20 protein-coding genes are annotated in these 14,642 nt (G+C 41.7%); 13 read left to right on the top strand and 7 right to left on the bottom strand.

The genetic code is table 11. The features are described 5' to 3' along the window. The first annotated feature begins 41 nt into the window (after window positions 1-41). A complete protein-coding gene (locus tag ABHN01_RS00280; RefSeq protein WP_290399707.1) occupies window positions 42-299 on the top strand; it encodes a hypothetical protein in 258 nt (85 codons plus the stop codon). 29 nt (window positions 300-328) lie between these two features. Here ABHN01_RS00280 and ABHN01_RS00275 read toward each other — a convergent pair whose 3' ends face one another. Then, window positions 329-751, bottom strand: coding sequence for a DUF1885 family protein (locus tag ABHN01_RS00275; protein ID WP_429873877.1), 423 nt, complete (start codon window positions 749-751; stop codon window positions 329-331). A gap of 234 nt (window positions 752-985) precedes the next feature. On the opposite strand from ABHN01_RS00275, the gene ABHN01_RS00270 reads away from it, so the two are divergent. Beyond that, the gene (locus ABHN01_RS00270) at window positions 986-1,285 is read left to right on the top strand and encodes a DUF3055 domain-containing protein (protein ID WP_290399705.1); all 300 of its coding nucleotides are present in this window, start codon (window positions 986-988) and stop codon (window positions 1,283-1,285) included. Window positions 1,286-1,375: 90 nt separating this feature from the next. Further along, window positions 1,376-1,519: a GapA-binding peptide SR1P gene (locus ABHN01_RS00265; protein ID WP_425589565.1), complete on the top strand. Its 144-nt coding sequence runs from the start codon at window positions 1,376-1,378 to the stop codon at window positions 1,517-1,519. Between the two features lie 135 nt (window positions 1,520-1,654). Here the strand turns inward: ABHN01_RS00265 and ABHN01_RS00260 are convergent, their stop codons facing one another. Beyond that, on the bottom strand, window positions 1,655-3,130 hold the full coding sequence (locus tag ABHN01_RS00260; RefSeq protein WP_429873876.1) for an aminotransferase class I/II-fold pyridoxal phosphate-dependent enzyme: 1,476 nt from the start codon (window positions 3,128-3,130) through the stop codon (window positions 1,655-1,657). 130 nt (window positions 3,131-3,260) lie between these two features. On the opposite strand from ABHN01_RS00260, the gene ABHN01_RS00255 reads away from it, so the two are divergent. Then, window positions 3,261-4,229 (top strand): NAD(P)H-dependent flavin oxidoreductase, encoded by a 969-nt coding sequence (locus ABHN01_RS00255; RefSeq protein WP_429873875.1) that lies wholly within the window; start codon window positions 3,261-3,263, stop codon window positions 4,227-4,229. Between the two features lie 98 nt (window positions 4,230-4,327). Here the strand turns inward: ABHN01_RS00255 and ABHN01_RS00250 are convergent, their stop codons facing one another. After that, entirely contained in the window at window positions 4,328-4,966 is a 639-nt protein-coding gene (locus ABHN01_RS00250; protein ID WP_429873874.1) for a YktB family protein, read from the bottom strand. A 218-nt stretch (window positions 4,967-5,184) separates the two neighbouring features. On the opposite strand from ABHN01_RS00250, the gene ABHN01_RS00245 reads away from it, so the two are divergent. The 3 genes from ABHN01_RS00245 to ABHN01_RS00235 all read left to right on the top strand — a co-directional run bounded on the left by ABHN01_RS00245 (window position 5,185) and on the right by ABHN01_RS00235 (window position 6,812). Next, the gene (locus ABHN01_RS00245) at window positions 5,185-5,373 is read left to right on the top strand and encodes a hypothetical protein (RefSeq protein WP_053354634.1); all 189 of its coding nucleotides are present in this window, start codon (window positions 5,185-5,187) and stop codon (window positions 5,371-5,373) included. A 163-nt stretch (window positions 5,374-5,536) separates the two neighbouring features. Continuing rightward, on the top strand, window positions 5,537-6,352 hold the full coding sequence (locus ABHN01_RS00240) for an inositol monophosphatase family protein (RefSeq protein ID WP_429873873.1): 816 nt from the start codon (window positions 5,537-5,539) through the stop codon (window positions 6,350-6,352). Next, window positions 6,342-6,812: a GNAT family N-acetyltransferase gene (locus ABHN01_RS00235; protein ID WP_429873872.1), complete on the top strand. Its 471-nt coding sequence runs from the start codon at window positions 6,342-6,344 to the stop codon at window positions 6,810-6,812. The genes ABHN01_RS00240 and ABHN01_RS00235 overlap by 11 nt, the downstream gene beginning before the upstream one ends. Here the strand turns inward: ABHN01_RS00235 and ABHN01_RS00230 are convergent. Beyond that, the gene (locus tag ABHN01_RS00230) at window positions 6,809-6,994 is read right to left on the bottom strand and encodes a DUF5325 family protein (RefSeq protein WP_290399698.1); all 186 of its coding nucleotides are present in this window, start codon (window positions 6,992-6,994) and stop codon (window positions 6,809-6,811) included. The two genes, ABHN01_RS00235 and ABHN01_RS00230, sit on opposite strands and share 4 nt — an antisense overlap. A gap of 178 nt (window positions 6,995-7,172) precedes the next feature. Here ABHN01_RS00230 and typA point away from each other — a divergent pair, with 178 nt between their 5' ends. The 3 genes from typA to ABHN01_RS00215 are packed head-to-tail and all read left to right on the top strand — an operon-like array spanning window position 7,173 to window position 9,649. Further along, a complete protein-coding gene (typA, locus tag ABHN01_RS00225) occupies window positions 7,173-9,011 on the top strand; it encodes a translational GTPase TypA (protein WP_429873871.1) in 1,839 nt (612 codons plus the stop codon). A gap of 41 nt (window positions 9,012-9,052) precedes the next feature. After that, window positions 9,053-9,370 (top strand): YlaH-like family protein, encoded by a 318-nt coding sequence (locus ABHN01_RS00220; RefSeq protein WP_290400426.1) that lies wholly within the window; start codon window positions 9,053-9,055, stop codon window positions 9,368-9,370. Between the two features lie 9 nt (window positions 9,371-9,379). Continuing rightward, entirely contained in the window at window positions 9,380-9,649 is a 270-nt protein-coding gene (locus ABHN01_RS00215; protein WP_429873870.1) for a hypothetical protein, read from the top strand. A gap of 207 nt (window positions 9,650-9,856) precedes the next feature. Here ABHN01_RS00215 and ABHN01_RS00210 read toward each other — a convergent pair whose 3' ends face one another. Both ABHN01_RS00210 and ABHN01_RS00205 read right to left on the bottom strand, forming a co-directional pair. Next, window positions 9,857-10,057, bottom strand: coding sequence for a YlaI family protein (locus tag ABHN01_RS00210; protein WP_290399696.1), 201 nt, complete (start codon window positions 10,055-10,057; stop codon window positions 9,857-9,859). 117 nt (window positions 10,058-10,174) lie between these two features. Continuing rightward, on the bottom strand, window positions 10,175-10,768 hold the full coding sequence (locus tag ABHN01_RS00205; RefSeq protein ID WP_429873869.1) for a YhcN/YlaJ family sporulation lipoprotein: 594 nt from the start codon (window positions 10,766-10,768) through the stop codon (window positions 10,175-10,177). Between the two features lie 218 nt (window positions 10,769-10,986). Between ABHN01_RS00205 and ABHN01_RS00200 the strand changes: the two genes are divergently transcribed. Then, window positions 10,987-12,318 (top strand): PhoH family protein, encoded by a 1,332-nt coding sequence (locus ABHN01_RS00200; RefSeq protein ID WP_429873868.1) that lies wholly within the window; start codon window positions 10,987-10,989, stop codon window positions 12,316-12,318. A gap of 40 nt (window positions 12,319-12,358) precedes the next feature. On the opposite strand, the gene ABHN01_RS00195 is transcribed toward ABHN01_RS00200, so the two are convergent. Beyond that, window positions 12,359-12,856 (bottom strand): peptidyl-prolyl cis-trans isomerase, encoded by a 498-nt coding sequence (locus ABHN01_RS00195; RefSeq protein WP_429873867.1) that lies wholly within the window; start codon window positions 12,854-12,856, stop codon window positions 12,359-12,361. A gap of 139 nt (window positions 12,857-12,995) precedes the next feature. Here ABHN01_RS00195 and ABHN01_RS00190 point away from each other — a divergent pair, with 139 nt between their 5' ends. Beyond that, on the top strand, window positions 12,996-13,283 hold the full coding sequence (locus ABHN01_RS00190; protein WP_429873866.1) for a YlaN family protein: 288 nt from the start codon (window positions 12,996-12,998) through the stop codon (window positions 13,281-13,283). 174 nt (window positions 13,284-13,457) lie between these two features. Next, window positions 13,458-14,615, top strand: a complete 1,158-nt coding sequence (ftsW, locus tag ABHN01_RS00185; protein ID WP_429873865.1) for a putative lipid II flippase FtsW — start codon at window positions 13,458-13,460, stop codon at window positions 14,613-14,615. Window positions 14,616-14,642 lie beyond the last annotated feature (27 nt).

Raw genomic sequence — 14,642 nt, 5'->3', positions numbered from 1 at the left:
GGTTCAACTACAGCATAATGTAGGATAGGAGGGGTATTAAGATGAAATGGTTTCTGTTCATTATTCCTGTACATTGTGTTCTTTGGACCGGATATTTTACAGTGATTCAATTATCCAGACATGACCGAGTGTTCTTTGAGGTTGTATTGTTTCTTATGTTTTTATATCTTTCCTATCTGCTGTCCCATACCTTGTGCCAAAAAAGGACAATGGCACTAAAAAGCACCATTTTGTCCACCGCTTTATTTTTGTTGGCCAAGTGGACAATGCTGCTGTTTGGAACGTTTAATCCATTATGATCCGTACAAAGGCCCTCTTATTAGGATGTTTACTTTCGTTTATAGTAATACATCACTCTGCCATTAAATAAATGCAATTCGCCGTCAAGCTGCTTCGCCATGAACTTACAGAATTCATTGGCTTTTCCTTTATCTCCATGTGTAAACCCTTCTGGTAAAGTCACTTGAATGTAGGAGGTGTTTGTTCCTTCCGTTACCTCTGAATCTAAACCTACCATTATGTACTTATATTTCTGTTTGTCAGTCCCCTTCAGATAAAACCATCGTTCCTTGCCTTCCCTTTTTTCTTCCAGGGAATATGGAAATGCCGATTGTTCATATTCCCATCCTAGCTGTGTGCCTGTCTTGGAAGTTATATCCTTGTAATAATAAAAAAGTTCCTTTACTTCATCAGTCGTGATGGATTGTTGCTTTGATGACGGTACGAGTTTGATATAAGCATGCTGCTGCAATTTAAGACCCCGCTTTCCCTGATTTAGCCAATGGCGAGCTTGTCTATTCTTATTATCTAATTTAACATTATTTTAAAAATTTTGACAATACGACTTAAAGAGGTTTAATTAAGAAACAGGAAGGGAAAAAGATACAAATTAAGAGTGTTATAAAAACACATTTCAGGGAATATAGTTGTTATATACTGCAAACATAGCGGCCCGCTTCAAAATCATACTCAAGGAGGGGTTTCTGTGGAAGTATTCGAAAAACTTTACGATGAACATGAGAACGTTAATGTTCGGTTTGTGGGCTTTACAACGGAACATGTCCGTTATGACTTTGGCATCATTCATACGAACATGTTCTTTGGTAAACCATTAGTTGTTTGTATGCAGACTGGACGGTCATCTCTTCTTGATGCCAATGATCTTCAGAATTATGAGTACTTGCAGAAGGTGTTTAATATCCACTCACTGGATGAAGCAAAAGATCTTTCTCTTTTCTTTGAAGAATCCGTACCATCAATACCTGCATATGAGCAATACGAATAATCATCATAAATATTTTAATGTGTTATGCTAATGGTGGTTGACAATATCAATGTGACATAATATTATAGAGATAAGAATAAAAGCGCTTACATGAAAAGGAGATGTTTTGAGATGGGAGAAATCATTTGCCAAACATGTGATAGCACGATTGAACATTTTGAGGATGAAAAGGTAACAAAGCTTTACGCAGATAAATGTCCAAACTGTTCGAATCATAATGTTGAACAAAAATAGGTTAGACAAAATACCTTGGATGAATCCAAGGTATTTTCTTTTTAAAACAAATCTTGAAGTGGATCAACAGGCTGATAATCATAACATAAAAAAATGGCCAGGATATCAAATGTCCTGGCCATTTTAAAAATTGCACTATCGTATGGCAATGTGCTCTTTTATCACTTTTAGCATTCCTAATTCGGGATCTTCAGGACCTTGTACTGGAAGGCCTGCTTCGATGGTTTCTTTTATATAGTCAAGATTATCTTGAGTAATGATCTCACCCGGAATAAATATAGGAATACCTGGCGGATATACCATAATAAATTCAGCAATGATCCTGCCTGCAGATTCTTCGAAAGGCACACTCTCTGTATCTGCGTAAAAAGCATCACGTGGTGATAATGCAAGTACAGGAATATCGGGGACGTGGACAGGCATTGCCTGTGCTGCTTTTTCGCCTGCATTCTCAAAATGGCGTGACATTTCTTCGAGCGCATGAACTAAAACCATGATATTCTTCTCATGATCTGCTGTTGTGATCAAGCAAAGGATGTTATAAAGGTCGGATAGTTCCACTTCTATATTATGTTCCTCTCGAAGCCATACCTCAGCGTCGTAACCCGTTATGCCAAGCTCTTTCACAGAAATAAGCAGTTTGGTCGGATCGAGGTCGTAAGTCGCTTCTTTGCCCAGAATTTCCTCTCCGACACAATAAAGGCGTGGAATTTTATTGATTTTTTCCCGTGCTGCATTAGCCAGTTTAATCGTTTTTTCAATGATGCTGTATCCCTCAGTAGCCAGACGCTTTCTAGCAGTATCTAGTGAGGCAAGCAAAATATAGGACGTTGAAGTGGTCGTGAGCATACTCAGGATCGTTTGCACCCTTTTGGCTGAAACAAGGCCTTCTTTAATGTTAAGGATAGAGCTGCCGGTAAGTGATCCGCCTAGCTTGTGAACTGACGTCGCAGCCATATCTGCTCCAGCTTGCATGGCAGAGAGGGGCATTTTGTCATGAAAGTGAATTAGTACACCATGGGCTTCGTCGACCAGGACAGGTACATCATAGCTATGGGCGATTTCAACAATCTCGCTTAGGTTCGCTGAAATCCCGTAATACGTGGGGTTAATGACGAGTACCCCTTTAGCGTCGGGATTCTGTTCCAAAGCCCTCTTAACGCTTTGAGGAGTGATGCCATGTGAAATACCAAGCTCCCTGTCAATCTCTGGGTGAATAAACACGGGTGTCGCTCCAGAGAATACGATGGCTGTCATGATCGACTTATGAACGTTGCGCGGAACAATGATTTTATCACCGGGAGAAACGACTGACATGATCATCGTCATGATTGCTCCGCTTGTTCCTTGAACAGAAAAGAAGGTATGGTCAGCACCAAATGCCTGTGCTGCCAAGTCCTGGGCCTTTTTAATCATGCCTTTCGGATGGTGGAGGTCATCAAGTGGAGCGATGTTGATCAAATCTATGGACAGGGCGTTCTCACCCATAAATTCCCTGAAATCAGGGTCCATACCATAGCCTTTTTTATGGCCAGGGATATGAAACTGATAGGGATTTCGTTTTGCGTGTTCTTTTAATCCGGTAAATAAAGGAGTTTCGTGTTGTGACAATTTTGACACCTCATCTATAATAAAAATAATCTTTACCTCATGAAAATACATAGGAAAACAAAAGAAGTATATCAGATTCTAACGGTTTTGTATGCAAAGAATAAAAAAAAAGAAAGGCTGGGGAAGCAATATGGAAATGCAAACAAAAGTAACAGAGCTATTGGGAATTCGTTATCCCATCATTCAGGGAGGGTTGGCCTATCTTGCTTATTCTGGACTTGCGGCGGCCGTTTCAAACGCTGGCGGGCTAGGACAAATTACGGCCATGTCGCTCGATTCACCACAAGCATTAAAAGAGGAGATTAGAAAAACAAAAAAAATGACTGCCAGCCCTTTCGGGGTTAATTTTGCAATCGGGCAGCATGGAAGGCCTTTTCACCATATGGTGGGAGCTGCTGTTGAAGAGAAAGTTCCAGTAATCAGCATGACGGGAGGCAACCCTTCAGGCATATTCGATATTTTACAGGGAGTGGAAGTAAAGAAACTTGTTCTAGTCGCCTCCACGCGACAGGCGGTAAAAGCTGAGCAGCTGGGAGCGGATGCTGTCATGGTTGTTGGCCAGGAAGGCGGAGGGCATATTGGAAAAGACGATGTCGGTACGATGGTGCTTATACCCCAAGTGGCTGATGCTGTTTCCATCCCTGTTATCGCTTCTGGCGGAATCGGTGACGGAAGAGGTCTGATGGCCGCGTTGGCACTTGGTGCCGAAGGGGTAGAAATGGGCACCAGATTCATCGCCACAAGGGAATGTGAGCATGCGCATCCATTATATAAGGAAGCACTCGTTAAAGGAACTGAAGCAGGGACGGTGGTCATCAAACGCAAGCTTGGTGCACCGGGACGAGCGATCAGCAGCAGCTGGACTGATTTTATACTAGAAGAAGAGAAAAGGGCTAAAGGTTATGAGGATATTAAAGATCTTATAAGCGGAAAACGCAATATGAAATACATCTATGAAGGGGAATCAGACGAAGGTTTTGGATGGGCTGGACAAATCATGGGCAGAATTCAGGATGTTCCTTCGGTTGAAGAGCTTTTTCTCAGGATCCTTTCTGAAGCCGAGCAAATTAAAGAGAAATGGGGAGCGCTCATCAAATAAAATTATTGAACGTTCCACCCAAACACTTTTTATTCTCAACAATATACTAAGGGTAAGAAGAGGAGGAATTTCTTCTCCCCTTCCTGCCACTCCATTCGCTACTCGGAATAAACCTGTTTCTTTAACTCGTAAAGGGGCATTAACGTTCGGAAAACAGAATCGACTTTTTGAATGAAAGCCTTTCCGTCCATCTGAATAGCCTCATCCTTAGGTATGTGAATCCCGCATAGCAGTTCAGCTTTTTTTACTTCTGCCAAAGAACGCACTAATCCTGAAAGATTTCCGTTCTTCATCTCACTGTGCTGCACCGCTTCAGGTTTCATATGGTCCTGAGACCAGACGAAGTAATCTGGAATGGAGGCAGTGATTGTTTTTAATTCTTTTTGGAGAGCAGCGGCATACTCTTTTTTTACGGGAGACTCATATATCACAGCAAACCAGATAAATACGTGGGTTTCAAACAGACCGATCTGAAAATGCGGAAGTTTTTTGTATCCTCTCTTACTGCTCGAGAATGCTACCCAAGTATCTTTTGGCGGATTAACTGTTCTTCGGGCATGTTTTGCCACATGATAAAACATTTCCTCTCCGGTTAATGCAGAAAGTTCTGACGCAAAATGCCCACCTAAATCTTCAAGCTTAGGGCGAACCCGCTCGATTAGTTTTTCCATTCGAGGTTCAAGGCCCTCAATAGCAAACACTGAAAAATCATTTTTTTTAAATCCTGAAAAGCTCATTGCATTTCCTCCTGATAGAACTTTTTGTTCACCGTGGTTAGTAGTTTACCACACCGGTTGCTGAAAAAGAAAATCCGCAATATATGTTACTTTTATATAATTTTTTTTAAAAAAGAGATCAAGGTTGCATTAAGTGAAAGTCAATCATATGATAGAAGACAATATCCAAAATCAGAATATTTAGTATTCTTATAAAAGGTAGAAAGGATGTGTAAGGTATGAAACAAGTCATTCAAACATTAAAAAGAACGGACGCGGAACGCAGAATACCTGTATTGAAGCTTGAAATCGACTATGAACTGGCAACATTATTCGAAGCATTGCAAAATAAGAATACGAAGCAGATCAATGAATCCAAGCGTAAGCTGGAAAAACTGCGCCAGGAACTAGTGAGACTGGAAGCATGATAACAACGGACACAGGGTAAAAAAACGAACCTGATCTATAGCAGGGTCGTTTTTTTTGGGGAATAAATTATTCATCCATACAAAAGAGCGTGGTATGGTTATGTTAAGCACGACTAGTGGTAACATATAATAAAACAATGAACGACGCTGGGAGCTGATGGTAGTGGACAATACAAAAGTCGAGGACTTATACGGAACCGCAAAGAACTGGGTGTATGAAGCAGGAGAAGTCATTAAGCTTTCATTCTCCAATGAGCTGAACATTACATATAAATCTCATTATGCCGATTTAGTGACGGATATGGATAAAGCCATTGAAAAGTTCTTTATCGATAAAATAAAAAAAGAATTCCCGGACCATAAAGTTCTGGGTGAGGAAGGCTACGGCGATGAGGTGAGTGACCTTGAAGGGACCGTTTGGATCATTGATCCCATTGATGGAACAACAAACTTTGTTCATCAGCAAGCCAACTTTGCCATTTCGGTAGCGATTTTTCATAACGGACAAGGAAAAGCAGCGTTTATTTACGATGTTGTACGAAACGAGTTGTTCCATTGCATTGAGGGACACGGACTTCATTTAAATGAAGAAAAACTTCCTCGGCTAAGTAATGTGACCTTGGATAAAGCGGTCATCGGTTTAAACGCCACGTGGATCACACCCAACCGTAAGATTGATCACCAGCGGCTCCTTCCTCTTGTAAGAAAATCTCGTGGAACCAGGTCTTATGGAACAGCCGCCATTGAATTGGCCTATGTTGCCTGTGGAAGACTCGATGCCTACATGACGATGAGGCTATCACCATGGGACTTTGCAGCGGGGTATATTCTTATTCAGGAAGCAGGCGGAACGATTTCAACGATAGATGGCGATAATGTGAATGTGTTAAGCAAAACAAGTATTTTTGCAGCAAAACCAGGTTTACATCAAGAAATTCTGGATACGATTCAAGCAGGAACGACAAAAGATGGAGAATAGGAAATTCAAGGATGAGGATTTGAGTTTTTTTATTGAGATGGCCAGGCACTCACCTGTTTGGATGAAAGAGGAAGGTTTAAAAGGAAATGAAATAGATGAACAGTGGAAAGACTATTTGCACCGTTACGATGAGACAGGCGGGGAATGGCTGATCTGGAGTGACGAAGAGCAAAAAATTGGAGCAGCGTATCTCGTATACACTGCTCCATCCAATCAAAAACCGTGGCTTGGCAGCATCGTCATTCATCCCGTAAAAAGAAAACAAGGATATGCACGAAAGATCATTGAGGAAATTTCGTCCATTGTCAAAAAGCAAAGTCCTGTATTGTTTTCTGCTTGTCCTTCTGGAAATGAAGCCTGGCTCCGATTCTTGAATCAACTTGGATTTGAGCAGGCGGGACTAGAATCTGATGAAAAGGGAAAAGAATATATAAAATTTATTAAAGTCCTCTCAGACTAAGCCTGATTTCTTTCCCTGAATCTTTTTTTCAGTGAAAAACCAAGCCCCATTAAGAAAAACACGGCAATAATCGCAGTGATGGCAATCAGCCAGCTATGCTGGCCGATAGCGACTCCGATTAAAGCAATACTGAACGTTGTTAACACAGCAATGATCAAAAAGATAATATTTTCAAATTTCATAAGGTCCTCCAATCATACAAACGATAACTATAGTGTAACTAATTTTTCAAAAAAGAAAAAGATTGTTGTTCTTTGTGGTATAATAGTAAAGTTGAATTCCAATAGAGAAATAAAGATCCAGAATGGTTCTGGGTATTTAATAAAGAAAAAAGATAGGATTTTTTAAGGAGAGATTATTTTGAATTTGAGAAAAGACATAAAAAACATCGCGATTATCGCGCACGTTGACCATGGGAAAACAACACTCGTGGACCAAATGCTTCACCAATCAGGGACTTTCCGTTCGAACGAACATGTCAATGAACGTGCAATGGATTCCAACGATCTGGAAAAGGAACGCGGTATTACGATCCTGGCAAAAAATACAGCGATCAATTATGAAGGTACTCGCATTAACATCATGGACACACCAGGACATGCCGATTTTGGCGGTGAAGTTGAGCGGATCATGAAAATGGTCGATGGTGTCCTTTTAGTCGTAGACGCTTACGAAGGATGTATGCCGCAAACTCGTTTCGTTCTGAAAAAAGCGCTTGAACAAAAATTGACTCCAATCGTAGTCGTAAATAAAATTGACCGTGATTTTGCACGTCCTGAAGAAGTAGTCGATGAAGTCATTGATTTGTTTATCGAGCTTGGTGCCAATGAAGATCAGCTTGAATTCCCAGTCGTGTATGCTTCTGCACTCAAAGGTACCGCGAGCACGGATCCTCATCAGCAAGATGAAAACATGAAAGCTTTATTTGATTCAATCATTGAAAATATTCCTTCACCGGTTGATAACAGTGGTGAACCGCTTCAATTCCAGGTTTCTCTGTTAGATTATAATGATTACTTGGGCCGTATCGGTATCGGCCGTGTTTTCCGAGGTACGATGCAGGTAGGCCAAGCAGTTTCACTCATGAAATTGGACGGTACTGTAAAAAAATTCCGCGTAACGAAAATCTTTGGTTTCCTCGGACTTAAAAGAGTGGAAATCCAAGAAGCTAAATCCGGTGATCTAGTAGCTGTATCAGGAATGGAAGAGATCAACGTTGGTGAAACCGTTTGTCCGGAGGGCCAGGAAGAAGCATTGCCAGTACTAAGAATCGACGAGCCAACATTGAAAATGACGTTCCTTGTTAATAATTCACCATTTGCCGGCCGTGAAGGTAAATATGTGACCTCCAGAAAAATCGAAGAGCGCCTTCGCTCTCAATTGGAGACGGATGTTTCTCTCCGTGTAGATAACACTGAATCTCCGGATGCTTGGATTGTTTCCGGTCGCGGAGAGCTTCATCTATCCATTCTTATCGAAAACATGAGAAGGGAAGGCTACGAGCTTCAAGTATCAAAACCTGAAGTTATCGTACGTATGGTTGACGGAGTTCGTTCGGAGCCTGTAGAGCGTGTTCAGATTGATGTGCCTGAAGAATATACGGGCGCTGTAATGGAATCGCTTGGGGCACGAAAAGGTGAAATGCTCAACATGATTAACAACGGCTCAGGTCAAGTAAGACTTGAGTTCATGGTCCCAGCTCGCGGATTAATTGGTTATTCGACTGAATTCTTAACCCAGACAAGAGGATACGGTATCTTGAACCATACGTTTGACAGTTATCAGCCGATGCATCAGGGCCAAGTGGGAGGACGCCGTCAAGGAGTTCTCGTCTCCATGGAACACGGCAAAGCGAGCCAATACGGGATCATTAACGTTGAGGACCGAGGAACCATATTTGTGGAGCCGGGTACTGAAGTTTATGAAGGAATGATCGTTGGTGAACATACGCGTGAAAATGATATTACAGTTAATATCACCAAAGTAAAACAGATGACAAACATGCGGTCTGCTAACAAGGATCAAACGGTCAGCATGAAAAAGCCTAGGGTTATGTCTCTTGAAGAATCACTTGAATATTTGAACGAGGATGAGTATTGTGAAGTTACCCCGGAGAGCATACGTCTTCGCAAAAAAATCCTTGATAAAAATGAGCGTGAACGTGCGACTAAGAAAAACAAATTGGCCAAGCAAAACTAAGATTGCGTCTGGTGGTGTGAGCGGTGGATGATAAAAAAGTAATGTCTGCGACGGGTGAAGATTCTTCACCCATCGCTCTTCTATTAGGAATAAACGAACATCCTGTAGCAGGTTTTTTTCTTTTGTATCTAGTCATTACAATATTGACCATTCTTGTCTATCAGCTTGGATTTGCTAAAAAGCTCCCTCTGCTTAAATCTGCAGTCATCTATATTCTTTTAATATTGGGCTGTTTTCCGCTTACCTTTTTCGGAATCGGCCTGCCGGTTGCCGAGGGACTCTTATGTGCCGCAGCCGTTTTGATTATTTATAAAATCAGGCTGCACCAGAGCAAAAAAAATAAAGCCGAACACCTATAAGGAGTTTCTATGACTTTGCAGGATGCGCTTTACAATTGGCTAAGTATTAAAAAGGTGGCAGAACAAAGAACAGATGACCAGGCTGCCGCAGATACCCTTCGTTTTTTCGATGAAATCCTTCGGGAGGACCACGGGGTAGAACACATAGCGGTATGCATCATCGATGGCAGTTATGAAGTGGATTACAAGATCGGGGATTCTCAGCATCATAAAAAATTCCCCTGCGACTATATTGACGCTCTTTGGGAATCGATAGAAGCAGAGCCGAAGTACAATTAGAATATTTCTTTTGATTTTGAGTCATGAACATACCGTGTTCATGGCTCTTTTTTTAGCTTAAAGGATAGGAGAATAAAAAACGAGTAATATCAGCAGGGGGAAAACTCGGGGGAATGGAAAGCGTGAAGCCCGATATTCCTGCGACAAATCGTGAGGTCATCAGGCAAAGCCATATAGCATGCCGGCCCTAGAACCGGCAGCATCAGCTTACCATTCATTCTCTTTAGCAGGAGTCCTGTATAGCATAAAGTTTCCGGTTGCGATTCTCTTATTCGTTTTATCAGTGATCCTCTCCTGGCATCGGTCACACATGTACGTGTGGATAGGCCTGTTTCTCAGCCGTTTAGCCAGTGAGGATCGATCTTCAATGGATTGGATGGTGTCACATAGCACACACTTTACTCGCATAGATAATCACCTCTGTCTTTTTGGTGTTAAAGTCATTATATCAAAGAAGAAGAGGTAAACACTATAAATAACCATTTACATGCAAAAACCCCGCTCGGCAAGAGCGGGGTTTATAACTTATTGCTGCTGATTCTTGGTCGTTTTTGCTTGTTTTTGCTGTTGATTATTGAGCCTTTTGTTTTCTTGATCAGAAAGCTGGCTGTTATTGGTTTCTGTAGGAGCGGGTTTAACAGAATTCGTTCGGTTTGGAACCTGCGGCATTAATCTTCCAACAATCGCTGCAAGCTCATTGAGTATTCCTCCGATCGGATGGCCTCGTCTGATTTCACTTGCCATTCCCCTTAGCCGCTGCACAGTGTCAGGATCTGCAGTAACTAAAGCGTTAGCCCCATACGGATCCTTTTTTAAAGCTTCTGCTACAGAATATTTAATCGTCCCCGTCCTCGAGGCGTCCAGCTTGGAGTCCACGTCAATTCCCACAACGGCGTACCTTCCGAGCGCTACTGCGGTGGCATCTTCTACGCCAGGTATACCTGTTGCGATTCCGACAAGATGCCGAGAAACCTGCTGAGAGTTTCTTCGTGCTTCTCTTTGTCCGTTATTATTGGCGGTTTGATTTACCTTTGTTAATCGAGGAGCATTATTATCTGTCTGTTCGGCGCTTTTATTGTTATTGTAGTTGCAAGCAAAAAGCAGCAAGAGTGAACTCATGATGGCCAACATCCTTAGCGTTTTCAATTATTTCATCCTTTCAGTCGTGTTCTTTTCCGTTATTTTCTGTGTTTTCGTCTATCTTTATTCAAAAGTTCATACATTTAACTATAGTCCGTCCCGGCTTATGATCTATCAGTGAGGCCGGTCTTCATGCGTTCATCATTCATTAACACTGCCAAAACATAGAAAATCAATAGTCAGGAGGCTGTGTACGTTTGAATAAAATATATGTCCTTGATACGAATGTTCTTTTACAGGATCCCTATTCAATTTTCTCATTTGGTAATCATGAGGTCGTCATTCCAGCAATCGTGCTCGAGGAAGTGGATTCAAAAAAAAGGTACATGGACGAAATCGGAAGAAATGCACGGGAAGTATCAAGGCTGATCGATAAACTTAGGGTAAAAGGAAAGCTCCATGAAAAAGTCCCGCTTGAAAATGGGGGAATATTGAGGGTTGAACTTAATCACCGCTCTTTTAAAAGGCTTCAGGAGACCTTTGCTGAACCAACCAATGACAACAGAATATTGGCTGTGTCCTTAAATTTATTAAACGAGGAAAAAGGAAAAGAGAACAGCAAACAAGTGATTCTGGTAAGCAAAGATGTGCTCGTGAGGGTCAAAGCGGATGCACTCGGTATTCAAGCCGAAGATTTTCTCAGTGACCGTGTGGTGGATCGAGATGAGCAAACGTATTTAGGCTATAAGGAAATATACGTGAACAGTGAGCTGCTGGATAAATTTTATGAAAAACAGGAGCTTCCTGTTTTGGAGATCGCTAACCACTCCTTCTATCCTCATCAATTTGTCATTATGAAAGACATGTATAGAAGTTCGGTCTCAGCGCTTGCCAGGATAGAAGATAACGGAAAGAAACTAAAACCTCTGTTATTTGAAGGGGATTCCATCTGGGGAATAAAACCCAGGAATGTTCAGCAAAAAATGGCGATAGAGCTGCTTTTGCGCAAGGATGTCCATCTCGTCACACTGATCGGCAAAGCGGGGACGGGCAAAACCCTCTTAACCCTTGCAGCAGGGCTTTTGCAGACCGAGGATTTGAAAAAGTACATTAAACTCTTTATTGCAAGGCCAATTGTACCCGTTGGGAAGGACATCGGATATCTTCCTGGTGAAAAGGACGAAAAGCTAAAACCGTGGATGCAGCCGATCTATGACAATCTTGAATATTTGTTTAATGCTAAAAAACAAGGGGAATTGGAAAAAATCCTTGCAGGCATCGGCTCAATCCATGTAGAGGCGCTCACGTATATCAGGGGGCGAAGTTTGCCCGATCAGTTCATCATTATAGATGAAGCTCAAAACCTTACGAAGCATGAAGTGAAAACGATTTTAACAAGGGTAGGAGAAGGGAGCAAGGTGATCCTTTTAGGCGATCCTAAACAGATCGATCACCCTTACCTCGATGAATTTACGAACGGCCTGACCTATGTGGTTGAAAAATTTAAGGACCAGAGCATCAGCGGTCATGTAAAGCTTGAAAAAGGAGAGCGCTCAAGCCTCGCTCAGCTGGCTGCCGACTTGCTTTAGAAGAATGGATAACCAAAGAAATAAACCTGCCGCGGCAGGTTTATTTTATAATAAAGCTTCTGATGTTTTTAATAGGAATTTCTTTATTTCTTCCATCACCGAAATAGAAATGAACGGGCCCGTCTTCCTTTAAGGGTTTTCCGTTTAATGAAAAACCTAACACAGCCTTCAGCCCGTCTTCGAGAGTGATCTCTTCCACGCCGTTCTCTGTATGGATTTCAATATGGGAGGCAGATGCATCGGGTTCAGCATTCTTGATAAAATGTCCGAAGCCGATGCCAAAAGTGCCCGTAGCAATGGTCTCCTTTAGTGACTTCCTGGATGATGGTTTTTTCTCTGGAGGAGCGGATCCTTCAATAATCTCTTTGTCCCAGTGGGAAGAAACTGCTTTTAAATATTTCTCTTCTTTACTCTCCGAGGATTCCTTGTCATCAAAGTATGTCGTAAGATCAAATTTCCTGTCATCGAAGATAAATACGCCGGGATCCATTGAAAGATTATACTTAACTTTTCCTTTTAGTTCTAAAATAAAATCCATTTTACCATGCTCCTATTTGATGTAAAGTTAAATTTTTTCCATGTCTATTCTATCATGAATAGAGTTCATACTGTAATATGTTGATTTTTTAGCTGTCAAACGATATATTAAAGAGTAGAAAGCCAAGTAGAACGGAGGGATGATTTTGTCACCTGAGATGGCAACAGGACATCGAGAAAAGGCATTTGAACTGCTACAGGCGGATGCTGCAAAAATACTGAAATTAATTGAGGTGCAGATGGAAAACCTGACGATGCCGCAATGTCCCCTCTATGAGGAAGTGCTTGATACACAAATGTTTGGACTCTCACGGGAGATTGATTTTGCAGTAAGGCTCAACCTCGTTGATGAGGCAGATGGCAAGGGCTTGCTGGAATCACTTGAACGTCAGCTCTCCGCTTTGCATGAAGCTTCAATGCGGAAATAATAGTTAACTCAAACCGTTATTAGAATGGTTTGAGTTTTTTTATATGATCCGTTCAATTTCAGGAGCATTTTACAAAGTTGTGTTAAAATATTTTTAACTTTATCATACAGAGGGAAAGGAAGTTTTATATACGAACTACTGTTAGGGAAAAGACTACATAAAGGATGTAAGATAATGTTAAAGAAAATGTTTCGGCACTACGATTATTCACTAGTAATTGCAATTTTGGCACTGTGCGGGATAGGTCTTGTCATGGTTTACAGCGCAAGCATCATTGTCTCAATTAACCGTTTTGGCTATTCCAGCAATTACTTCTTTATTCGGCAGTTTATTTTTTTAGGTGCAGGCCTCGTATGTTTCTTGATTGCGATGATTATTCCCTATCAGCTCTATAAAAAACTCATCGTACCCATTGTTTTCGGATCCATCATGCTGCTCATCGCGGTTTTGTTTATCGGAAAAACAACAAACAACGCACAGAGCTGGATATACATAGGACCTGTCGGGTTCCAGCCGGCAGAATTTGTAAAACTTGGACTTGCGATTTACCTTGCAGCGATCTTTTCAAAAAAACAGGACAAGCTCGAAAACTTTGCGGCAAGTGCTCCGCCTTTGAGCGTATTTGCTGTCATGTTTATTTTAATCATGAAACAGCCGGATTTAGGCACCGGGCTGATTATTGCTGCGACTACGGGCATCATTATTCTAAGTTCAGGAATGAAGCCAGGCCATAAACTGATCCTGATTGCATCAGCACTTCTGATTATTGGACTTGGTTCACAGGTTTTAACGAAAGAGCAGAAATCACGCTTTACGGCAGCTTATGAACCTTTCAAAGATCCTCAAGGTGACGGTTTCCAGCTCGTCAATTCATATTTGGCCATTGGTTCTGGAGGCGTTTCCGGTAACGGGCTTGGCCAGAGTATTCAGAAGTATGGTTTTCTTCCAGAGCCCCATACGGACTTCATCATAGCTGTCATAGCAGAAGAGCTTGGCTTTTGGGGAGTCGCGCTGATTATCGGGTTGATCGGCTTTGTCGTAATAAAAGGATTCATTACCGGCCTAAGGAGCAGGGATACTTATGGAAGCCTGCTTGCTTTTGGAATATCAGGGATGGTTGGAATCCAATCCTGCGTTAATCTGGGGGCTGCCATCGGTCTGCTGCCCATTACAGGTGTCCCTTTGCCTTTTATATCGTATGGTGGTTCATCTCTAGTCTTGTTGTTAATTTCCATGGGGATTTTAGTCAATATTTCCTGTCATGTTAATTATAAAAGGAAGCATCAGAAGCCGGAATCTGCACCTGCAAAAGGGAAACTTCACGCGGTGTAATTCCAGGAATAATTAGAGGGAGAGATA

Source organism: Fictibacillus sp. NRS-1165 (assembly GCF_050468105.1).
In the GTDB taxonomy this organism is placed as follows: Bacteria; Bacillota; Bacilli; order Bacillales; family Fictibacillaceae; genus Fictibacillus_C; species Fictibacillus_C terrinigri.
Note: the sequence above shows the minus strand (reverse complement) of the source record. Positions and strands in the feature narration are given on the sequence as shown.